The sequence below is a fragment of the Brenneria nigrifluens DSM 30175 = ATCC 13028 genome, assembly GCF_005484965.1.
GTDB lineage: Bacteria > Pseudomonadota > Gammaproteobacteria > Enterobacterales > Enterobacteriaceae > Brenneria > Brenneria nigrifluens.
On the sequence record NZ_CP034036.1, the window covers coordinates 3,610,949 to 3,633,410 of the forward strand.

Genomic DNA, 22,462 nt, shown 5'->3' on the forward strand with positions numbered 1-22,462 from the left:
TCTCATGAGTTTTGATACCGCGAAATACCCTACATTGTCGTTAGTGGAAACCCCGGAAGAATTACGTCTGCTACCGAAAGAAACCCTGCCGAAGCTGTGTGACGAACTTCGTCAATATCTGCTGGACAGCGTAAGCCGCTCAAGCGGGCACTTTGCCTCCGGGCTCGGCACCGTCGAGCTGACGGTCGCGCTGCACTATGTCTACAACACCCCGTTCGATCATCTGGTGTGGGACGTCGGCCATCAGGCCTATCCGCACAAGATCCTTACCGGCCGCCGCGACCGCATTGCCACCATCCGCCAGAAGGGCGGCCTGCACCCTTTCCCATGGCGGGATGAAAGCGAATATGACGTATTGAGCGTCGGCCACTCCTCCACCTCCATCAGCGCCGGGCTGGGCATGGCGGTGGCCGCCGAACGCGAAGGGAAAGGCCGCCGCACCGTATGCGTAATCGGCGACGGCGCCATCACCGCGGGCATGGCGTTTGAAGCCATGAACCACGCCGGCGATATCAAATCCGACCTGCTGGTGGTGCTGAACGACAATGAGATGTCGATATCGGAAAACGTCGGCGCACTGAATAACCATCTCGCCCAGTTGCTGTCGGGCAAACTTTACGCCAGCCTGCGCGAAGGGGGCAAAAAGGTGTTGTCCGGCCTGCCGCCGATCAAGGAGCTGGTCAGACGCACCGAAGAACACCTGAAAGGGATGGTGGTTCCCGGCACCATGTTCGAAGAGCTGGGCTTCAACTATATCGGCCCGGTCGACGGCCATGACGTGCAGGCGCTGGCGCAGACGCTGAAAAATATGCGCAGCCTGAAAGGCCCGCAGCTGCTGCATATCATGACCAAAAAAGGGAAAGGCTATGCGCCGGCGGAGCTGGACCCGATAAGCTGGCACGCGGTGCCCAAATTCGACCCCGCCAGCGGCACGCTGCCGAAAAGCAAAGACGGCGCGCTGCCCACCTACTCCAAGATTTTCGGCCAGTGGCTACGGGAAACCGCCGCCAAAGACAGCAAGCTGATGGCCATCACCCCCGCCATGCGCGAAGGGTCCGGCATGGTGCAGTTTTCGCGCGAATACCCGCAGCAATATTTTGACGTGGCGATTGCCGAACAGCATGCGGTGACCTTCGCCGCCGGCCTGGCCGTCGGCGGTTACCGCCCCGTCGTCGCTATCTACTCCACCTTTTTGCAGCGCGCCTACGATCAGGTGATCCACGACGTCGCCATTCAAAACCTGCCCGTGCTGTTCGCCATCGATCGCGGCGGCATAGTCGGCGCCGACGGGCAGACGCATCAGGGCGCGTTCGACCTGTCGTTTTTACGCTGCATTCCCAATATGGTGATTATGACGCCAAGCGACGAAAACGAGTGCCGCCAGATGCTGCACACCGGCTACCTCTATCAGAAAGGGCCGGCGGCGGTGCGCTATCCGCGCGGTAACGGCAGCGGCGCCGATTTGGCGCCGCTGGCCGAACTGCCGATCGGCAAAGGCGTGGTGCGGCGTCAGGGCGACGATATCGCCATCCTCAACTTCGGCACGCTACTGCCGGAAGCGCAAAAGGCGGCGGATAAGCTCAATGCCACGCTGGTGGATATGCGTTTCGTCAAACCGCTGGATGAGGCGCTGATTCTGGAACTGGCGAGCAGTCACCACGCGCTGGTGACGCTGGAAGAGAACGCGGTGATGGGCGGCGCCGGCAGCGGCGTGAACGAACTGCTGATGGCAAAACGAATCGCGATTTCGGTGCTCAATCTCGGCCTGCCGGATAAATTTATTCCCCAGGGCGGTCAGGAAGAGATACGCAGCGATATCGGCCTGGACGCGGCGGGCATTGAAAGCAGCATTGCGCGGTGGCTGGCGTGAATTGGGTTATGACCGGGGCGCAAGGCCCCGGTATTTTATGTCGTTCAGATCAGAATAGCGGCCAATGGTGCCCAATCAGGTAAATAATCCCCGCGGAAATCACACCCGCCGCGATATCGTCAATCATAATCCCCATGCCGCCATACACATTGCGATCGAACCAGCGGATCGGCCAGGGTTTCCAGATATCCAGGCAGCGAAATACCACAAATCCGGCGGCGACCCACGGCCACTCGTTCACCGGTAATGCCATCAGGGTAATCCACATGCCGACGAATTCGTCCCAGACGATGCTGCCGTGGTCGTGGACTCCCATATCTTTCGCCGTCTGATGGCACAGATAGACGCCGATGCAGATGCTGAACATCACCAGCAGCGAATAGAGCTCCAGGGGAAGAAACGACATCGCATACCACAGCGGGATCGCCGCCAGCGACCCCGCCGTGCCGGGCATCCAGGGCGACAGACCGCTGCCGAACCCCGTCGCCAGCAGGTGCCATGGGTTGCGTAACCGCAGTCGGCTTTTCGCCGTTTGCGCCACCTGAGTCTTACCCGCCAAAATGGTCATATCCCTTCCAGTTCAGTTCAACCTCTTTTGCGCCGCGCAAGAAACGCAACCCTTCCGACGCGGGTCCGACCTGCCCGATACAGGTATAGGCGGCGCCCAGATGCCCTAAGGCGATATCCAAAGCGCCGCGGTTGATTTCAGGTACGGTAAAGCACAGTTCATAATCTTCCCCGCCCGACAGCGCCCAGCGCAGCGCCTGTTCTTCGTCCACGCGATCGCGCAGCCAGTGAGAATAAGGAATGGCGTCCAGATTGAGGCGCGCGCCGCATTCGCTGGCCTTGAGTACGTGTTGCAGATCGGAAATCAGGCCGTCGGAAAGATCAATCGCCGAACTGGCCAAATCACGCAGCGCCTGCCCCTGCAAGATCCGCGGCTGCGGACGCAGATGCCGCTGCGCCAACGCCCGGCGGGCGTCGTCATCGTCAATGCGCAGCGTATTCTGCAAGATCGCCAGGCCGGCGGCGCTGTCGCCCAGCGAGCCGGTGACATAAATCCAGTCGCCGATTTTGGCGCCGCCGCGGGTCAAGGCGCGCCCGGCGGGAACCAGGCCGTAAATGGTCAGCGTGAGGCTGAGGGGACCGCGGGTGGTATCGCCGCCGATTAACTGCATGCCGTAATAATCCAGCAACGCGAACAGGCTATCGCTATAGGCCGACAGCCAGTCGGCGTTATTTTCGGGTAGGGTAATCGCCAGGGAGAGCCAGGCGGGATCGGCGCCCATGGCCGCCAAATCGCTCAAGTTGACCGCCAGTGATTTGTAACCCAGATCGGCGGGATGGATGTCGGGCAGAAAATGCACGCCGGACACCAGCGTATCGGTGCTCACCGCCAGTAATTGTTTCTCCGCGACCGCCAGCAGCGCGCAATCGTCGCCGATACCCAACGCAACATCCCGGCGTGAACTTCCAACCCGATTGAAATAGCGGGCAATAAGGTCAAACTCACCTTTAACCATAACCTTTCCAGCCAGCGTTTAATTCAAAAGATCAGGGCCGGATATCCGGCCCTGACTGATTTATTTCTTACCCTTGCGCACCGAAGGCGCGGCTTTGTCGAGTACGCCATTGACAAACTTATGGCTATCTTCGGCGCCAAATACCTTGGCCAGTTCGATGGCTTCGTTAATGGCTACCTTGTAGGGAACATCATCGCGTTTGCTCAGCTCAAATATCGCCAAGCGCAGAATGGCTCTTTCAACCTGCCCCAGTTCATCAAGCTGACGGGACAGGAAAGGCGCCATCAGCCGATCCAGCGTCTCTGCCTGAGTGGCGACACCGGCCAGCAGCTCGCGAAAATAGGTGATGTCGACATCTTTGACATCCTGCTCGCTCAGGAATTGGTGTTCAATATCGGCAATATCATTGTTAGACAACTGCCAGGAATATAGCGCTTGAACCGCACATTCACGGGCGCGGCGACGAGCAGCAGGTTTCACGAAATTCCCCTTACTTAATGGCTTTTAATACGTTAATCATTTCCAGCGCGGTCAGGGCGGCTTCTGCGCCTTTATTACCCGCTTTGGTGCCGGCGCGTTCAATCGCCTGCTCGATGCTTTCCGTGGTCAGTACCCCGAAAGCGACGGGCACTTCACTATCCACGGCGATACGAGACAAACCGGAACTGCATTCGCCGGCAACAAACTCAAAATGGGCGGTTCCACCGCGGATGACCGTTCCCAGCGCGACCACCGCGTCATAACCGCCGTTTTGCGTGCTCTTGGTCAGCGCACGAACGGCTAACGGCAGCTCGTAGGCGCCGGGAACCCAAACAACGGTAATATTCTCGTCTTTAACCTGACCGATGCGCTTTAATGCGTCAATCGCGCCGTCCAGCAGGCTGTCGTTGATAAAATGGTTAAAACGAGCAATCGCAATCGCCACGCGGGCATCAGGAGTAGCAACAACACCTTCAATAACGTTCATAGCTTTCCTTTGTCTGGTCTTTATACCCCGCAGGGGGGCGGATTCTATCATATTCTTCCGGTTGCGTATGCGGTTTTGTCGGACGCCCATCAGGCGCCCGATGACCCGTTTTGCGGCTTGAGCCGCAGCCGCAAATCCGGCCCTATCTGGCGTACATCGCTTATTTCGAACTCGGGAGCCTGGGACAGCCGGTTCAGCCCCGGCAGAACGCAAAGCCCGCGGGCATTATCCCCCAAAAGCTTCGGCGCGAGATACACAATCAGCTCATCGACCACGCCGGCCTTTAACAGCGCCCCCGCCAGAGTGGCGCCGGCCTCCACCCAGACGGAGTTAATCTGCCGCTTGCCCAGCACCATCATCAGCGCAACCAGATCGATCCCGCCAGCGTGCTGCGGCAAACTCAGCTGTTTGACCGTTTCCGGCCACGTCCGTTCATCGCTGCCCGTATGCGCCAGCCAGGTTTGCCCCGGCTGCGCAATGATGCGGTGCTGCGGCGTAACGCGCCGCCGGCCGTCAACGATAACGCGCACCGGCTGGCGGACATCCGCAGCGGCGTAATTGCGCTGCGTGTCGGCATCCAGCTCCCGCCAGCGAACCGTTAGCGAGGGATCGTCCGCCAATACCGTGGCGCCGCTGCTCAGAATGGCCGCGCTCTGCGCCCGAAAGCGCTGTACGTCCTGCCGGGCCTGCGCAGAGGTGATCCACTGGCTTTCCCCGGACGCCATCGCCGTGCGCCCATCCAGCGAGGCGGCCATTTTCAGCTGTACATAAGGAAAACCGGTGCGCATACGTTTAAGAAAGCCGCGGTTGAGCTTCTCCGCTTCCGCCGTCATCAACCCATGGCTCACCGCAATGCCCGCCTGTTGCAGGCGATGCAGCCCGCGCCCCGCCACCTGCGGATTGGGGTCCTGCATGGCGACGACGACGCGCGACACCCCCGCCGCCGCCAGCGCGTCGGCGCAGGGCGGGGTTCGGCCATGATGGCTGCATGGCTCCAGCGTGACATACGCGGTGGCGCCGCGCGCCCGCTCGCCGGCCATACGCAACGCGTGAACTTCGGCATGGGGTTCGCCGGCGCGAAAATGGTATCCCTCGCCGACGACCTCGCCATCCCGGACGATCACGCAGCCGACATTTGGATTGGGCGCGGTGGTAAAGCGTCCGCGGCGCGCCAGCTCAAGCGCCCGCGCCATATAGGTTTCATCCTGCGGAAGTGTTAATTCGCCCTGTGGACCGACCATTCCCTGCCCCTCTTAGTCCGCGGCGATTGCGCCGCCACATCATGCTTAATCCTGAAGACGGGCAATCTCTTCGCCGAACTCGCGGATATCCTCAAAGCTGCGGTACACCGACGCAAAGCGGATATAGGCCACCTTATCCAGTTTCTTCAGCGCATCCATCACCAGATTGCCCACCATTTTCGCCATCACCTCGCGCTCGCCGGTGGCGCGCAGCTGAGATTTGATATGATTGATCGCCATCTCCACGTCATCAGCGCTGACCGGCCTTTTCTCCAGCGCCTTAAGCATGCCGCTGCGCAATTTATCTTCATTAAAGGGTTCGCGCACATCGTTGCTTTTCACCACTCGGGGCATAACCAGTTCCGCCACTTCAAAGGTGGTAAAGCGTTCATTGCAGACCAGGCACTGCCGCCGACGGCGTACCTGCGAACCTTCGCCAACCAGGCGGGAATCAATGACTTTAGTGTCAACGGCGGAACAAAATGGGCAATGCATAATGCGTCCTGAGCGGTAATCCTTAACATAGCGACAGTTTACCCTGAATCGACAGCGTAACCCAAACTCCAGCGCATTGTTGCGAACCGATCCGCATCCCTTCCGGCGCGGCATGAAAAAATTCCGCCCGCCTATGACAGGCGCATAATCGCGGCTACACTGTCAACAAGGGAGATTGCAGGAACAATAAGCAAAACATCAAAGGGGAAACAGCAATGATAACCCGCCACCCTGTGCTGGCTATTTTACCGGCTTTGGTTTTTCTGGCCGGCTGCGCGCAACAGCGCCAGATGCCGCAGTTGCAACATCAACTGGGTCAGTTAAATCAGCAGCTACAAACCCTGACCAATCAGGCGACGGCGCTGGAACAGCAAAACGCGCTGAACGCGCAATCCACTTCCGGCGTTTATTTACTGCCCGTCGCCCAAAGCCGCGCGATCTTGCAGAGCGATATCGGCCAGCTTGGCGTATCGCTCAGCGATATCGAGAGCGAGGCCAACGGCAGCCGCGCGCTGCTGCATATCCGCACCCTAGATGCGGCCCGCCTGTCCGCATTCAGCGCCCGGCTCGATTGGGGACAAATCGATCCCGTTACCGGCAAGCCGCTGCCCCGAGATATTCAGACGCAGGCCTTCGTCTTTTCACCTTCGCTGCTGCCGAAAGCCGAGACGGTGATTGAACTGCGCCTTAGTGGACTCTCTCCCGAGCAGCTAGGATTCGTTCGTTTGTATCATATTGTCGGCCAGGAGCGGACGCCGCCGCCCGTTGCCGCTATCGAAGCGCCCTGATCCGGTTCTCCCGCGTCATAAAAAAACGCCGGGAGCGTTTTTCAACGTCGCCTGCGACGGCCCGCAGGGTGACGGGCAGGATAGCCCGTCATAAAAAATCGCCGGGAGCGATTTTCAACGTCGCCTGCGACGGCCCGCCATAAAAAAACCCCAACGAATGGGGTTTTTTATTATCGCATAACGCAGGCTTAAGGCAGAATCGAAGGCTGATCGGCGCCCTCTTTCTCCACCTTCTGCACCAGCAGATGCTCGCGTTTCATCCCCAGCTTCAGCGCCAGCGCGGAAGCCACGTAGATGGATGACACCGTACCGATCGATACGCCGATCAGCATCGCCAGCGAGAATCCCGCCAGCATCGCGCCGCCGAAGATATACAGCATCAGCACCACCACCAGGGTGGTCGCCGACGTCATAATGGTGCGGCTCAGGGTTTGCGTCAGCGAGACGTTCATGATCTCATAAGGCGTGCCGCGGCGAATTTTACGGAAATTCTCGCGGATACGGTCGGAGACTACGATGCTGTCGTTCAGCGAGTAGCCGATGACCGACATTAGCGACGCCACAATAGTCAGGTCGATCTCTATCCTGAAAAGAGACAGCACCCCCATGGTGATCACCACGTCATGCGCCAGCGCGATAACCGCCCCCAGCGCCAGCCGCCATTCGAAGCGGAAACCGACGTAAATCAGGATACAGATCAGCGCGCTCAGCAGGGCCATGCCGCCCGCCTGGGCCAGATCGCTCCCCACGCTGGGACCGACGAACTCGATGCGTTTTACCGTCGCCTGTTGCTCGGTGCCCTGATTGATAACGCTTAATACGCGGTTGCCGAGCTCCTGGCCGGAGGTGCCGACGTTCGGCGACATACGTACCATCACGTCGCGGCTGCTGCCGAAGTTCTGGATCAGCGGATCGTGAAACCCGGCGTTCTGCAATGAATCACGGATCAGATCCAGATCGGCAGGTTTTTCAAGATTGATCTCAATCACCGTCCCCCCGGTGAAGTCCAATCCCCAGTTAAAGCCCCGTACGCCCATCACGATCAGCGAGAGGATCAGCAGCGTTCCTGAAATCAAAAACGCGACGTTATCCCAACGCATAAAGTCGTGGACCCGGCGTCCGTAGTTCAGTTGTTCAACAGTATAATCCTGTGCCACAACGCACTCCTCAGATAGACAGCTTGTTAATGCGTTTGCCGCCGTAAAGCAGGTTGACGATGGCACGAGTACCGACAATCGCCGTAAACATTGAGGTGGCTACCCCAATCGCCGTGGTGATGGCAAAGCCTTTAATCGAACCGGTACCGACAGCGTACAGGATAATGGCGGTAATCAGGGTAGTCAGGTTGGCATCCACAATACTGGAGAATGCGCCTTTATAACCTTCGTGAATCGCCTGCTGGACGCTGCGTCCGTTTCTCAGCTCTTCTTTAATACGCTCGTTTATCAGTACGTTGGCATCGACCGCCACCGCCAGCGTCAGCACGATGCCGGCAATGCCCGGCATGGTCAGCGTCGCCCCCGGCAGCAGCGACATCACGCCGACGATCATCACCAGGTTGGCGATCAGCGCGGTGGTGGCGATCACCCCGAATTTACGGTAATAGACCACCATAAAAACGATGGAGGCGACCAGGCCCCACAGGCAGGCTTCCAGACCCTGGGTAATATTCTGCATCCCCAGCGTCGGGCCGATGGTGCGCTCTTCCACAATCTGGATCGGCGCAATCAGCGCGCCGGCGCGCAGCAGCAGGGAAAGCTGACGCGCTTCGTTCGGGTTGTCGATGCCGGTAATGCGGAAGCTGTTGCCCAGACGCGACTGAATCGTCGCCACGTTGATCACCTCTTCCTGCTTCTCCAGGATCGCCCGGCCGTTGGCGTCTTTCTTGCCGCTGTCCTTGTATTCAACGAACAGCGTCGCCATCAACTTGCCGATGCTGTCCTTGGTGAAGTTGGACATGGTGTTGCCGCCGGCGCTGTCCAGTGAAATATTCACCTGCGGACGGTTGTATTCATCGGTGCTCGACGTGGAGTCGGTGATGTGGTCGCCGGTCAGAATAACGCGCTTATACAGCACCACCGGCGCGCCGTCGCGCATGTTCTTCACTTCGGAATCGCCCGGTACGCGGCCGTTGGCCGCCGCGGTGGCGTCGGCGTCGCTGTTCACCAGGCGGAACTCCAGCGTGGCCGTGGCGCCCAGAATTTCCTTGGCGCGCGCGGTATCCTGAATCCCCGGCAGTTCGACGACGATACGGTCGGCGCCCTGACGCTGCACCAGCGGTTCGGCAACGCCCAGTTGGTTGACGCGGTTACGCAGGATATTGATGTTTTGCTGCACCGCATATTCGCGCGCTTCGCGCAGGCGCTCGTTGCTCATCACCGCGCGCAGCAGATTGCCGCCGCTGGCGCTGAACACCAGATCGCGGTGGCGGCTGGTCAGATAACTCACGCCTTCATCCCGGGTCTGAGCGTCGCGGAAACGCACTTCGACGCCGTAGTTTTCGGTTTTACGCACCGCGGCGTAAGGGATGTTTTTCTCGCGCAGATCGCTGCGCAGGGAATCCAGGGTCTGTTCCTGCAGCTTGCCCAATGCGGTATCCATATCCACTTCCATCAGGAAGTGAACGCCGCCGCGCAGGTCTAACCCCAGCTTCATCGGTTCCGCGCCCAGGACGCGCAGCCAGGTCGGGGTGGCCGGAGCCAGGTTGAGCGCCACAACAAATTTGTCGCCCAGTTCAGTGAGGAGAGCTTCACGAGCACGGATCTGAACGTCCGGGTTGGAGAAGCGAGCCAGAATCGCACCGTTTTCCAATGCAATCGACTTACTGGTGATATTTTGCTCTTTTAATACATTCTGGACTTGGATCAGCGTCGTTTCGCTGGCGGCGGTTCCCCGCGCGCCAGTAACTTGTACCGCCGGATCCTCACCATACAGGTTAGGAAGCGCATAGAGCAGACCGATGAGCAAAGCCACGATCAGCGTCAGGTACTTCCACAAAGGATAACGGTTTAACACGGCAGTTCCCTTCGGGAAAATCAAAAATTACAGGGCCTTAATCGTGCCCTTCGGCAGTACGGAAGCCACGAAATCACGTTTGATAACCACTTCATTGGTGTCATTCAACGCAATGGCGATGTAGCCGGTTTCAGACACTTTCGTCACCCGCCCGACCAGACCGCCGGTGGTCAGAACCTCATCACCCTTGGTGATGGAATCCATTAATTTTTTATGTTCCTTGGCGCGTTTCTGCTGCGGACGCAGGATCATAAAGTAGAAAATCAGACCGAAAACGGCCAGCATGATAACCAGAGAGTACGGGCTTCCCTGAGCCGGAGCGCCAGTCGCTGCTACAGCATCGGAGATAAAAAGACTCATTTAAATTTCCTCTTTTTTGTCAAAAAGATAAGCTATCGAAAGATAGGCTATCAACGTTACAACAGTGAATAATATAAAAACACATTTCAAAGCTGGCGGTCAGTTACTGTCAGCAACGTTTTTTCAGCAAGCGGCGGTATCGGTTTGCCTATCCGTTGGTAAAAATCCACCACAAAGTGCTCTAATTTACCCTCTTCGATAGCCTGACGTAAACCCGCCATCAAACGTTGATAATAACGCAAATTATGGATGGTATTGAGTCGCGCCCCGAGTATTTCGTTGCAACGGTCAAGATGATGCAAGTAGGCGCGGCTATAATTGCGACAGGTGTAGCAATCACAATGCTCGTCAAGCGGGCTCACATCGTCCTTATGCTGCGCGTTGCGGATTTTCACCACGCCGTCGGTGACGAACAGATGACCGTTGCGCGCGTTGCGCGTCGGCATCACGCAGTCAAACATATCAATGCCGCGCCGCACGCCTTCCACCAAATCCTCCGGCTTGCCGACGCCCATCAGGTAGCGCGGCTTATCCGCCGGGATCTGCGGACAGACGTGCTCCAGAATACGGTGCATGTCCTCTTTCGGCTCGCCAACCGCTAAACCGCCCACAGCGTACCCATCAAAGCCAATGTCTACCAGCCCTTTTACCGATACGTCACGTAAATCTTCGTAAACACCGCCTTGAATAATGCCGAACAGGGCATTGTTATTATTCAGTTCGTCAAAACGCTGACGGCTACGCTTCGCCCAGCGCAGGGACATCTCCATCGAGCGCTTGGCATAGTCCCAGTCGGCGGGGTAAGGGGTGCATTCGTCAAAGATCATCACCACGTCCGAGCCCAGATCGTACTGGATTTCCATCGATTTTTCCGGGCTGAGGAAAATGGCGTCGCCGTTGATGGGGTTACGGAAATGTACGCCCTCTTCGGTGATCTTGCGGATATCCCCCAGGCTGAACACCTGGAAACCGCCGGAGTCGGTGAGGATCGGCCCGTGCCACTGCATGAAACCATGCAGGTCGCCGTGCAATTTCATAATTTCCTGGCCGGGACGCAGCCACAGGTGAAAGGTATTGCCCAGCAGGATCTGCGCGCCGCTCTCTTTTACTTCTTCCGGCGTCATCCCTTTTACCGTGCCGTAGGTGCCCACCGGCATAAACGCCGGGGTTTCCACCACGCCGCGTTCAAAAATCAGTCTGCCGCGCCGCGCCCGGCCGTCGGTTGTTTGCAGTTCGTACTTCACTTAACCTCCAGCATCGGAAAAACAGTCCGATGTTGATGTTGATAATATCAAATGAACGCCTGACAGAGCCTGGTCTGCGGCGCGTATGGACGGTCCGGCCGGGAAACTATCCGGCTTGCTCCTGCTCGGCCGCGGGGTTGCGGGTAATAAACATCGCATCGCCATAGCTGAAAAAGCGGTATTGCTCGGCCACCGCCTGCCGGTAGGCGGACAGGGTGTGCCGATAGCCGGCAAACGCCGACACCAGCATAATCAGCGTGGATTCGGGCAGGTGAAAGTTGGTCACCAGCGCATCGATAATCCGGTAGCGATAGCCGGGATAGATAAAGATCCGCGTGTCGCCGAAAAACGGCGCAATCAGCGCATCCTTGCTGGCCTGCGCGGCGCTTTCCAGCGAACGCACCGAGGTGGTGCCGACCGCCACCACCCGGTTTCCGCGCGCCTTACAGGCCAGCACCGCGTCAACCACCGCCTGCGGCACCTCGGCATATTCGGCGTGCATCACATGATCTTCTATCGACTCCACCCGCACCGGCTGAAAGGTTCCGGCCCCGACGTGCAGGGTGACGAACGCCATTTCCACGCCCTTTTCACGCAGCGCCGCCAGCATGGGTTCATCAAAATGCAAACCGGCCGTCGGCGCGGCCACCGCGCCCGGACGCTGGCTGTAAACCGTCTGATAGAGCTCGCGGTCTGCCTCTTCGTCCGGCCGGTCGATATAAGGCGGCAGCGGAATATGGCCGATGGCGTTCAGAATCGACAATACGTCGCGGGAGTCGTCGAAATGCAGTTCAAACAATGCGTCATGACGGGCCGCCATCGTCGCCCTGACGCTCTCGTCATCGCCCAGCAGCAGCTCGGTTCCGGGCTTTGGCGCTTTCGACGCGCGCACGTGGGCCAGCACCCGGCGTTCATCCAGCACCCGCTCCACCAGCACCTCCAGCTTGCCGCCGCTGGCCTTGCGCCCGAACAGCCGCGCGGGGATCACCCGCGTATCGTTGAACACCAGCAGATCGCCCGCATCCAGCTTATTCAGCAAATCGGTAAACACCTCGTGCGTCACCTTTCCCGTCGGCCCCTCCAGCGACAATAGCCGGCAACCGCTGCGCTGCGCCTGCGGATAGTGGGCAATCAATGATTCGGGAAGTTCAAACGAAAAATCGGCAACGCGCATGACAATTCACTTAGCTGGTTAATACGTTAAAAAAGGGCGGCCTAGTCTAGAGCCGCAAGCGGCAGGCTGCAAGAAATAAGCGCGCGGAGGACGCAATGCATTATACTGTCGCCATGAATTTTCTTGCTCACCTCCACCTGGCCGCGCTGGCCGACAGTTCGCCGTTAGGCAATCTGATGGCGGATTTCGTCCGCGGCAATCCCCAGGACAGCTACCCCGCCGATATCGTTGCGGGTATTCGTCTGCATCGCCGGGTCGATTCCCTGACCGACAGCCTGCCGGAGGTAAAACAGGCGCGCCGGCGTTTCAGCGCCGACTACCGCCGCGTCGCGCCGATTACGCTGGATGTGTTATGGGATCATTTTCTCGCCCGCCACTGGCAACGGCTGGAGCCGCGGATATCGCTCTCCTCCTTTGTCAGTCAGGCGCAGGGGCAAATTACGCCGCATCTGGCGCAAACACCCGATCGCTTTCAGCATCTGAATCGTTATTTGTGGTCGGAACGCTGGCTGGAACGCTATGCGGAACTGCCGTTTATTGCCGATGTGCTGCACAGAATGTCGATTCGGCGGCCTAAGCTGGCGGCGCTTTCCGGTTCGTTCGGCGATATCGAGCAAAACTATGCGCAATTTGAAACGCTTTTCTGGCAATTCTATCCGCGGATGATGGCGCTGGCGCAAACACAACGACTGTAAACCGGCGGGTTTATCGTCATCTTTCCGTCGCCGCTTATCCTTACAATGATAAGGGTTAATGCCGGGCTATGATATATATGCCCTATTGGTTCAATAGGTAAAAACTATCTCATCGATTGGTCTCTTTGCCTGTATTCGCCGCGCTAAAATCCCTATACTTACTGCTGTTTTGTACATCACTCCACCATTAACGACAAATTACAGGAGTAATTATGGTTCTGGTCACTCGTCAAGCGCCTGACTTCACCGCCGCGGCCGTTCTCGGCAGCGGCGAAATCGTTGAAAACTTCAACCTGAAAAAACATATCGCCGGTAAAGCGGCGGTGATCTTCTTCTGGCCGATGGATTTTACCTTTGTCTGCCCGTCGGAGCTGATCGCTTTCGATCACCGTTATGCCGAATTCCAGCAGCGCGGCGTTGAAGTGGTCGGCGTCTCTTTCGACTCCGAGTTCGTGCATAACGCCTGGCGTCAAACCCCGGTCGCCAAAGGCGGCATCGGCGAAGTGAAATATGCGATGGTTGCCGACGTTAAACGCGAAATCCAGAAAGCCTACGGCATCGAACACCCGGATGCCGGCGTGGCGCTGCGCGGATCTTTCCTGATCGACAAAGAGGGCATTGTGCGTCATCAGGTGGTGAACGATCTGCCGCTGGGCCGCAATATTGATGAGATGCTGCGCATGGTCGACGCGCTGCAATTCCACGAAGAGCACGGCGAAGTGTGCCCGGCCCAGTGGGAAAAAGGCAAATCCGGCATGGGCGCGTCGCCGGACGGCGTAGCGAAATACCTGTCGGAAAACGCCGACAAGCTGTAATCGCGCCGTACTTCCCCCTAAGCCAGCGACCCAGGGCCGCTGGCTTTTTTATATCCCCCGGTTACCGCTCTTTTCCTGCTATTGTCACCCCCTTCAGGCGCTAAAAACAAAAATTGACGGACCGCACCCAAAATCTTTAGCCTTAACGGTACGCACCATCAACACCGCCGACCGGTTTGCCGGCATACAAAAGAGGAAACGCATGCAACAAAATCTTGCGCTGTGGCTGGAAAACGCGGGAATGCAACAGGCTGGCATGATTGCGCTACTGATTGTTCTGGGGCTGATATTGCTGATTTCAGCCGTCATCCATCTGATTCTTCATCAGGTGGTGTTAAAAAGAGTGGTATTACGTTCGTCAACCAAAGCGGATAACGTCGGCGTCCCCGATTGGAAGCAGGCTTTAACGCAGCATAATCTGTTTAATCGTCTGGCCTTTCTGCTACAGGGCATTATTCTCAATATTCAGGTGGTGCTGTGGCTGCCGTCGCACAGTGAAACCCGTGAAGCCCTGGTGATCTGTTCTCAGGTCTGGATCATGATTTTCGCTTTGCTGGCGCTATTTTCGCTGCTTGATATCTTGCTGAGCGTTTCATCGCGTTCGAAAATCGCCAACCAACTGCCGCTGCGGGGAATATTTCAAAGCCTGAAGCTGATCGCCACCATCGTGATCGGCATTATGGTGGTGTCGCTGCTGATAGGAAAATCGCCGTTGATTCTGATCAGCGGTCTGGGGGCGATGACCGCAGTCCTGATGCTGGTTTTCAAAGATCCGATTATGGGGTTGGTGGCAGGTATCCAGCTCTCGGTCAATAATATGCTGTTGCTGGGGGACTGGCTGGAAATGCCGAAATACGGCGCCGACGGCGCGGTAATCGATATCGGCTTGACCACGGTTAAAGTCAAAAACTGGGACAATACCATCACCACCATCCCTACCTACGCCCTGATATCGGACTCTTTCAAAAACTGGCGCGCCATGTCGGAATCGGGCGGCCGACGCATCAAGCGCAGCGTCAATATCGATACCACCAGCGTACATTTTATGACCGAAGACGAACAACAGCGGCTGCTGCGCAGCAGGCTGCTCTCGCCGTATATCGCGCACAAAACCAGCGAATTGCAACAGCATAATGCGCAGGACGGCGCCGATCTCTCCTCCCCGCTCAACGGACGCCGGCTGACCAATCTGGGGACGTTCCGCGCCTATCTTCAGGCTTATCTGCGCACGCATCCGGGGATTCATAAAGGCATGACGCTGATGGTGCGCCAGTTGGCGCCGACGCCGGAAGGCTTACCGCTGGAAATTTACGCCTTTACCAATACCACCGCCTGGGTGGAGTACGAAAGCATACAGGCGGACATTTTCGACCATATCTTCGCCGTTATGCCGGAGTTCGAGTTGCGCGTGCATCAGACGCCGACCGGATATGATATGCAGGCGCTGACGCGGCAGGTGACTTCAGTCCGTTAAACAACCGCCCGCGGAAAGTAAAACGGGGATAAAACCTTTATCCCCGTATGCTCACCCTACCGCCGCTGACGGCGCGTCTTGAGCTGATAGCCCGCCAGCAGCAAGACAATCCAGATAACGCCGACATAAAGCGAAACCCGCGTGGCCGGGAAGTAGCCGATTAAACCAATAATAAACACCAGGAAAATGATGGCGCACAGCGAGGTCGCCGTACCGCCGCGCAACGGGAAAGCCAGCGACTTCACTTCATCGCGGCTCAGGCGGCGGCGGAAAGCGATTTGCGAGCACAGGATCATGATCCATACCCAAACGGTGGCGAAAGTCGCCAGCGAGGCGATAACCAGAAAGACTTTGCCCGGCATGATGTAGTTCAGATATACCGCCACCAGCAGCGCCGTCATCATCACCACCACCGTTACCCACGGGATCCCGCGCCGGGAAAGGCGGGTAAAGATTTGCGGCGCATGGCCCTGTTCGGCCATGCCGTGCAGCATGCGGCCGACGCCGAACACATCGCTGTTAATCGCCGACAGCGAGGCGGTGATCACCACAAAATTCAGGATGCCGGCGGCGGCGGTAATCCCCAGATGCTGGAACGTCAGCACAAAGGGGCTGCCGTGGGTGCCGACCTGGTTCCAGGGGTAGATCGACATGATCACAAACAGCGTACCCACATAGAACACCAGAATGCGCCAGGGAACGGAATTGATGGCCCGGGGAATGGATTTTTGCGGATCCTTGGCTTCGCCGGCGGTAATACCAATAATTTCCACCCCGCCGTAAGCAAACATCACCATCTGCAACGAGAGGATCATCCCCATCACGCCGTTACTGAAGAACCCGCCGTTGGTCCACAGGTTATGAATGCCGGTGGGCTCGCCGCCGTTGCCGATGCCCCAGACGATAATGCCGATCCCGGCGACGATCATGATAATGATGGTGGCGACCTTGAAGAAAGAGAGCCAGAACTCCAGCTCGCCGAAGACTTTCACATTCATCAGGTTAATAGCGCCGATGATCAGCACCACGCTCAGCACCCAGATCCAGTGGGGAACCGCCGGGAACCACACGCCCATATAAATGCCGAATGCGGTGACATCGGCAATGGCGACAATTAGCATCTCGAAGCAGTAGGTCCAGCCGGTGATATAGCCCGCCAGCGGCCCGAGGTAATCCTGCGCATAGCGGGAAAAAGAGCTGGACTGCGGGTTATGCACCGACATTTCGCCCAGCGCCCGCATAATGATATAAGCCACGACGCCGCCGATCAGGTAAGCCAGCAGAACACTGGGCCCGGCCATCTGAATGGCGTTGGCCGAACCATAAAAAAGACCGGTTCCGATCGCCGAACCCAGGGCGATAAAACGGATATGCCGCGTACTTAGCCCACGCTTAAGCCTGGCGGATTGTTGTTCCATAGATAAGCAACCTGTTGAAAAAGAAAAACCACAGGCTATCGCCTGTGGCGCATACATCCCACATTGACCGCGTTATTGATGTACTCTGGCTTCCTGATGAGTACCCAACCGGTCGTAAATCGCCGCCGCCAGCAAAACCACCAACGATGGCGGCAGCCAGGCCAGCCCCTGCTCGCTCAGCGGCAGGCGCAGGCTCCACTCCGGCAACAGCGCGTTGAAGGCCGACGATTTTATACCATCAATCAGGCCGAACAACAGGCTGACCAGCATAACGGGCGCCACAATACGCGAATTGTTATTCCACCAGGAGCGCGTAAAGCTCAGCAATACCAGAATGATGCAGGGGGGGTAGATTGCCGTCAGCACCGGGACGGAGAGCTGAATCAGGTGGCTTAAACCAAGGTTGGACACCACCATGGAGAAACCGCCCAGCACAAAGACCAGCGTACGGTATGAGAGCGGCAGATACTGCGCGAAGAACTCCGCACAGGCGCAGGTCAGACCGACCGCCGTTACCATACAGGCGATAAATATCAGCAACGCCAGAAAACTGCTGCCCAGGCCGCCGAACGTGTGCTGGACGTAGGCATGCAGAATTTCAGCTCCGTTGGAAGCCTCCGGCACCAAAGCGCCGCTGGAGGCGCCCAACTGGAACAGACTCAGGTAGACCAGCGTCAGGCCGATGCCGGCAATCAGCACCGCCCATATGGTGTAGCGCGTCAGCAGCCTGGCGCTCTCAACGCCGCGCGAACGGGCGGCGTTAACGATAACGATACCGAACACCATCGCGCCCAGCGTATCCATGGTGAGATAGCCGTTCACAAAACCGTTGGAGAATGGCACATGCTGGTAGGTTTCCGTCGCCTGGATGGGGGAACCGGCCGGCCACAGCACCGCGGCGACGCCCAGTACCGCGAGGGCGGCGATTTTCAGCGGCGCCAGCACATGCCCTACCGTATCCAGCAGTTTTCCGGGGTATAACGAAACCGCGATGACAATCGCAAAGTAGATCAGGCTATAAATCAGCAACGGAGAAGCGGCGTTTCCCACCAGCGGCGCCAGCCCGACCTCAAACGAGACCGTGGCCGTACGCGGCGTGGCGAACAGCGGACCAACCGCCAGATAGCAGACGGTCGCCAATACCAACCCCGCCTTTTTGCCGATCGGGGAGCTTAACGCGTCAATACCGCCGCCGACGCGCGCCAGCGCCACGACGGTCAGCACCGGCAGCCCCACCGCGGTAATCAGAAAGCCGACCGCGGCCATCCAGACGTGTTCGCCCGCCAGTAAACCCACCATCGGCGGGAAAATGATATTCCCCGCGCCGACAAACAGGGCAAAGGTCATAAAACCTAATGCCATGATATCTTTGGACGTTAAACGATGACTCATAGTTATGTCGCGTTGCCTGTATAAATCGATAAGAAGAAGAAAAAACCGTGTCGCAACCACCGTCCATAAGCCAGGACAAAGACGGAGTGCAAATTTATAGGAGTATTCTTTTGGCGCACAGCCATATTGGGGGGCAATTAGAACGTTTATAGCGCTAAAAGACAAGCCGGCATCGAAAAACCAGAGTTTTCAACTAAATTAAACAACAATAACAACAGATAATATTAGCTATCGCAAATTACCTGATACATGATTTGTGCATTTCAAGGCGATACATTGCAATAAACTGCATAAAATTCATAAAAAATGCATGATGAAGCCATAGAATAAACTTATGAGATAAAAAATCGCCGGCCGCGACGGCCTGAAAGGTGGCGGGCAGAGACAGCCCGCCATAAAAAAACGCCGATTCAGACGAACCGGCGCGGACGATTTTCAGTATAAAAACGAGACGATCACCAAACCCGATCGGCGATATCGACCACCAGCCTCAGCTTATTCCACTGCTGCTCTTCCGTCAGGCTGTTGCCCTCTTCGGTGGAGGCGAAGCCGCACTGCGGGCTAAGGCAAAGCTGGCCGATATCGACGAATTTCGCCGCTTCCTCAATACGCTCCTGAACGCTTTGCGCATTTTCCAACTCGCCGTTTTTAGTGGTAATCAGTCCGAGCACCACCTGTTGATGACCCGGCTTGATAAAGCGCAACGGCTCAAAACCCCCGGCGCGCTCCGTGTCGTACTCCAGGAAAAAAGCATCCACATTCACTTCGCCAAACAACGTTTTCGCCACGGGTTCGTACCCGCCTTCCGAAATCCAGGTAGAGCGGAAATTACCGCGGCATACGTGCAGCCCAATCACCAGATCGGCCGGCTTATCCGCCAGCGCCTTGTTCAGCACCGCGGCGTAGGTACTCACCAGTTGCTCGGGATCTTCGCCGCGCTCGCGGATCTGGCGCTTTTGGTCGTCCGAGCACAAATAGGCCCATACGGTGTCATCCAGTTGCAGATAGCGGCAGCCTGCATCATAAAATGCGTGGATCGCGTCGCGCCAGGTTTGCGCCAGATCGTTGAAATAGTCCGCCAGATCCGGGTATACCGTGCTGTCTATCGCTTTACGTCCGCCGCGGAAATGCAGCACGCTGGGGCTGGGAATGGTTATTTTCGCCACCGCATCCCCTGCAATGCCGTTCAGATAGTGGAAATCCTCCAGCATCGGGTGATGTGGATTAAAGCCCACTTTCCCCGTCACTTTAATGCCCAGCGACTTGGTCTGAATACCGTTGAACTGAATCCCCTGATCAGCTTCATAGCGTTCAACGCCGTTCAGCTCGGCAAAAAAGTCAAAATGCCACCAGCTGCGGCGCAACTCGCCATCCGTCACCACCTGCAGGCCCGTTTCGCGCTGCCGCTCGACAACTCGCAGAATTTCCCGATCTTCTATTTGCCGCAGCTGCAACGCATCAATCTTACCGGACTGATACTGCAAGCGGGCCTGCTTGATTGCCGCCGGGCGCAGCAAACTGCCGACGACGTCGGCACGGAATGGGGGAAGTGTTTTAGCCATGGTCGCTCCTGGTTGCCGGCCCGCGCCCTGATGGGCGATGGCGGCGAAATAGTGGAATAATGGACAGCGTGCGTGATAGTCACCGACGGCAACTATTCAGACATCTGGACGTCTAAATTCCCCGTATGCTGCCACGCGCCCTGTTCCCCGGCAATTGAAGAATTTTCACCGTGATTGAATAAATTTCAAGTTTATGCCCAACCCCCCGGCTCAAGGTTGAGCAATGGCGTCCGCCTCCGTCAGGCTGAGGGTTTCACGGTATTTTCAGCCGCGGAGGCAGGCGCAATCAGCCGATTAGGCAGCGTAAACACAAAGCGGGAACCGGCTCCCTCCTCACTGAGGATCTCCAGCCGGGAATCATGGTGGCTGAGCGCGTGTTTGACAATCGCCAGTCCTAACCCGCTGCCGCCGGTCTGGCGCGAACGCGCCTTATCGACGCGATAAAAGCGCTCCGTCAGGCGCGGCAGATGTTCAGCGGCGATCCCCGCCCCGTTGTCGCTCACCTGAAACTGCGCGCCCTGCGGCGTTTTCTGCCAGCAAACCTCAATGCGCGTGCCCGGCGGCGTATGGTTAACGGCATTGTAGACCAAATTGGAAACCGCGCTGCGCAGCTGTTCTTCGTTGCCGAAAATCTGCAGCCGCTCATTCACCCGAAAAACCAGCTCGTGGCGATCCTGACTCAGCGCCTGGGCTTCACGCTGCAAGACGCGCAGCATCAGCGGCATATCCACCTTCTCGTTCAGATCGATCGCCGCCGCCGCTTCGATACGCGATAACGTCAGCAGCTGTTTTACCAGTCCGTCCATACGCCGCGTCTGCTCCTGCATGGTATTCAGCGCCTTGCTGCGCAGGGCGTTGTCCAGCGTTTCATCCTGCATCATCTCCAGATAGCCCTGCAATACCGTCAGCGGGGTACGCAGCTCATGGCTCACATTGGCGAAAAAGTTGCGTCTGGCGCCTTCCAACTGGTGCATCTGCGTAATATCGCGCGCCACCATCAGCAGTTGCCCTTCCGAATAGGGCATCACGCGGAATTCAACGTGGTGGGCGTTATTTAGCTGCAGCGTTAGCGGACGGCTGAAATCCCGCCTTTTCATATAGTCGGCGAATTCGGGATAACGCAGCAGGTTGAGGATATTCTGCCCGTTATCTTCCGGCCAGCGGAAACTGAGCAGGTGTTGCGCCAGATGATTACACCAGAAAATGGCGCCCTCTTCGGTGGTGATCACCAGCGCATCCGGCAAGGATTCGGCGCCGCTGCGAAAACGCTTAATCAACAACGCCAGCTCGCGCCGCCGCCGCCGGTTGCGCAGTTGCATCTGATAAAGACCGTAGAACAGCGGTTCCCAGCTCCAGCGTCCGGGCGGCGGGGTCATGCTGCGATCGACCCAAAGCCAGTAGGAGAGTTTAAGCTGGTTATAAAAATTCCAGCACAGCGCCGCCAGAACGGCGGCTAACAGAAACCAGGGCAGATAGCCGAAGATCAATCCCAGTAACAGCGCGGGCAGACAAAAAAAAGCCAGCTCCAGCGCCAGCCTTTTCCATGAGAGAGGTTCTAGCACGTTAATGTTTCTCCGCTACGACGACCTTCAATAACGCGTTGAAAAACGATACCCCGTTCCCCGAACGGTCTGCACCATTTTATCATGCCCGCTGGTTTCCAGCGCCTTGCGCAAGCGGCGGATATGCACATCAACGGTACGATCTTCAACATAAACGTTAGTGCCCCACACATGATTCAGCAACTGCTCGCGGCTGTAAACCCGCTCAGGATGCGTCATAAAGAAATGCAGCAGTTTAAATTCCGTGGGCCCCATATCCAGCGCGAGCTCTTCCGTCGTCACCCGGTGGGAGGAGGGATCGAGGCTCAATCCGCGCATTTCAATCACCTCTTCAACCGCCATCGGCGAAATGCGGCGCATCACCGCCTTAATGCGCGCCACCAGTTCCTTGGGGGAAAACGGCTTGGTAATGTAATCATCCGCGCCGACTTCCAGCCCGCGCACGCGGTCCTCCTCTTCGCCGCGCGCGGTCAGCATCATGACCGGTATATCGCGGGTAAGCGCCTCGCGTTTCATATGCTTGATAAACTGCAGACCCGAACCGCCCGGCAGCATCCAGTCCAGCAGCACCAGCTCTGGAAAAGGCTCCGACAGTTGCGTTACCGCGCTGTCATAATCTTCGGCCTCGACTGGCTGATAACCATTCTGCTCCAGTACGAAGCATACCATTTCCCGAATCGGTGCTTCATCTTCCACGACCAATATGCGTCTAGCCATCATTAATCCTGCCATTAATCATCGTCGCCGTTGCATGCGGGAGGCATTATGCGTCAGTTTTGTGACAGATTTATTAAAAGCATTTTTTCAATCCCGCACAATAACAGTCCGACGCATTTTCGAGCCGCTTTCCAAACTTTCGGTTTTCGC

Annotated in this window: 21 protein-coding genes; 5 read left to right on the forward strand and 16 right to left on the reverse strand. The window is 57.4% G+C overall.

Translation table 11 applies throughout. From position 1 onward, the window contains the following. Positions 1-4 precede the first annotated feature (4 nt). Entirely contained in the window at positions 5-1,870 is a 1,866-nt protein-coding gene (gene dxs, locus EH206_RS16950; RefSeq protein WP_009114047.1) for a 1-deoxy-D-xylulose-5-phosphate synthase, read from the forward strand. 49 nt (positions 1,871-1,919) lie between these two features. Here the strand turns inward: dxs and pgpA are convergent, their stop codons facing one another. The 6 genes from pgpA to nrdR form a co-directional block, all read right to left on the reverse strand. Further along, on the reverse strand, positions 1,920-2,438 hold the full coding sequence (gene pgpA, locus EH206_RS16955) for a phosphatidylglycerophosphatase A (RefSeq protein ID WP_009114048.1): 519 nt from the start codon (positions 2,436-2,438) through the stop codon (positions 1,920-1,922). Beyond that, entirely contained in the window at positions 2,419-3,393 is a 975-nt protein-coding gene (gene thiL, locus EH206_RS16960; protein ID WP_009114049.1) for a thiamine-phosphate kinase, read from the reverse strand. The genes pgpA and thiL overlap by 20 nt, the downstream gene beginning before the upstream one ends. A gap of 60 nt (positions 3,394-3,453) precedes the next feature. Further along, positions 3,454-3,873, reverse strand: coding sequence for a transcription antitermination factor NusB (nusB, locus tag EH206_RS16965; RefSeq protein ID WP_009114050.1), 420 nt, complete (start codon positions 3,871-3,873; stop codon positions 3,454-3,456). 10 nt (positions 3,874-3,883) lie between these two features. Continuing rightward, complete coding sequence (gene ribH, locus EH206_RS16970) at positions 3,884-4,360, reverse strand: 6,7-dimethyl-8-ribityllumazine synthase (RefSeq protein ID WP_009114051.1); 477 nt, start codon at positions 4,358-4,360, stop codon at positions 3,884-3,886. Positions 4,361-4,449: 89 nt separating this feature from the next. Continuing rightward, positions 4,450-5,601: a bifunctional diaminohydroxyphosphoribosylaminopyrimidine deaminase/5-amino-6-(5-phosphoribosylamino)uracil reductase RibD gene (gene ribD / locus EH206_RS16975; protein WP_009114052.1), complete on the reverse strand. Its 1,152-nt coding sequence runs from the start codon at positions 5,599-5,601 to the stop codon at positions 4,450-4,452. A gap of 45 nt (positions 5,602-5,646) precedes the next feature. Then, positions 5,647-6,096, reverse strand: a complete 450-nt coding sequence (nrdR, locus tag EH206_RS16980) for a transcriptional regulator NrdR (protein WP_009114053.1) — start codon at positions 6,094-6,096, stop codon at positions 5,647-5,649. Positions 6,097-6,311: 215 nt separating this feature from the next. Between nrdR and EH206_RS16985 the strand changes: the two genes are divergently transcribed. Further along, on the forward strand, positions 6,312-6,884 hold the full coding sequence (locus EH206_RS16985; protein ID WP_009114054.1) for a SadB/YajI family lipoprotein: 573 nt from the start codon (positions 6,312-6,314) through the stop codon (positions 6,882-6,884). 188 nt (positions 6,885-7,072) lie between these two features. Here EH206_RS16985 and secF read toward each other — a convergent pair whose 3' ends face one another. The 5 genes from secF to queA form a co-directional block, all read right to left on the reverse strand. Continuing rightward, positions 7,073-8,041 carry a protein translocase subunit SecF gene (gene secF / locus EH206_RS16990; RefSeq protein ID WP_009114055.1) on the reverse strand — a complete coding sequence of 323 codons (969 nt, stop codon included), beginning with the start codon at positions 8,039-8,041 and terminating at the stop codon, positions 7,073-7,075. Positions 8,042-8,051: 10 nt separating this feature from the next. Further along, complete coding sequence (gene secD / locus EH206_RS16995; protein ID WP_009114056.1) at positions 8,052-9,899, reverse strand: protein translocase subunit SecD; 1,848 nt, start codon at positions 9,897-9,899, stop codon at positions 8,052-8,054. Positions 9,900-9,926: 27 nt separating this feature from the next. Next, positions 9,927-10,259, reverse strand: coding sequence for a preprotein translocase subunit YajC (gene yajC, locus EH206_RS17000; protein WP_009114057.1), 333 nt, complete (start codon positions 10,257-10,259; stop codon positions 9,927-9,929). Positions 10,260-10,345: 86 nt separating this feature from the next. Beyond that, positions 10,346-11,503 (reverse strand): tRNA guanosine(34) transglycosylase Tgt, encoded by a 1,158-nt coding sequence (gene tgt, locus EH206_RS17005; protein WP_009114058.1) that lies wholly within the window; start codon positions 11,501-11,503, stop codon positions 10,346-10,348. 106 nt (positions 11,504-11,609) lie between these two features. Then, positions 11,610-12,677 (reverse strand): tRNA preQ1(34) S-adenosylmethionine ribosyltransferase-isomerase QueA, encoded by a 1,068-nt coding sequence (gene queA, locus EH206_RS17010; protein ID WP_009114059.1) that lies wholly within the window; start codon positions 12,675-12,677, stop codon positions 11,610-11,612. Between the two features lie 113 nt (positions 12,678-12,790). Between queA and EH206_RS17015 the strand changes: the two genes are divergently transcribed. The 3 genes from EH206_RS17015 to EH206_RS17025 all read left to right on the forward strand — a co-directional run bounded on the left by EH206_RS17015 (position 12,791) and on the right by EH206_RS17025 (position 15,661). Continuing rightward, positions 12,791-13,372, forward strand: a complete 582-nt coding sequence (locus EH206_RS17015) for an acyl carrier protein phosphodiesterase (protein ID WP_040344043.1) — start codon at positions 12,791-12,793, stop codon at positions 13,370-13,372. A gap of 212 nt (positions 13,373-13,584) precedes the next feature. Further along, positions 13,585-14,187, forward strand: coding sequence for a peroxiredoxin C (locus EH206_RS17020; RefSeq protein ID WP_009114061.1), 603 nt, complete (start codon positions 13,585-13,587; stop codon positions 14,185-14,187). Positions 14,188-14,389: 202 nt separating this feature from the next. After that, positions 14,390-15,661: a mechanosensitive ion channel family protein gene (locus EH206_RS17025; RefSeq protein ID WP_009114062.1), complete on the forward strand. Its 1,272-nt coding sequence runs from the start codon at positions 14,390-14,392 to the stop codon at positions 15,659-15,661. Positions 15,662-15,717: 56 nt separating this feature from the next. Here the strand turns inward: EH206_RS17025 and proY are convergent, their stop codons facing one another. The 5 genes from proY to phoB form a co-directional block, all read right to left on the reverse strand. After that, positions 15,718-17,079 (reverse strand): proline-specific permease ProY, encoded by a 1,362-nt coding sequence (proY, locus tag EH206_RS17030; RefSeq protein WP_009114063.1) that lies wholly within the window; start codon positions 17,077-17,079, stop codon positions 15,718-15,720. 72 nt (positions 17,080-17,151) lie between these two features. Then, positions 17,152-18,471, reverse strand: coding sequence for a branched-chain amino acid transport system II carrier protein (gene brnQ / locus EH206_RS17035; RefSeq protein ID WP_009114064.1), 1,320 nt, complete (start codon positions 18,469-18,471; stop codon positions 17,152-17,154). Between the two features lie 455 nt (positions 18,472-18,926). Next, positions 18,927-20,033 (reverse strand): cobalamin-independent methionine synthase II family protein, encoded by a 1,107-nt coding sequence (locus tag EH206_RS17040; protein ID WP_009114065.1) that lies wholly within the window; start codon positions 20,031-20,033, stop codon positions 18,927-18,929. A 239-nt stretch (positions 20,034-20,272) separates the two neighbouring features. Next, complete coding sequence (gene phoR / locus EH206_RS17045) at positions 20,273-21,595, reverse strand: phosphate regulon sensor histidine kinase PhoR (protein WP_009114066.1); 1,323 nt, start codon at positions 21,593-21,595, stop codon at positions 20,273-20,275. Between the two features lie 27 nt (positions 21,596-21,622). Next, the gene (phoB, locus tag EH206_RS17050; RefSeq protein WP_009114067.1) at positions 21,623-22,312 is read right to left on the reverse strand and encodes a phosphate response regulator transcription factor PhoB; all 690 of its coding nucleotides are present in this window, start codon (positions 22,310-22,312) and stop codon (positions 21,623-21,625) included. Positions 22,313-22,462 lie beyond the last annotated feature (150 nt).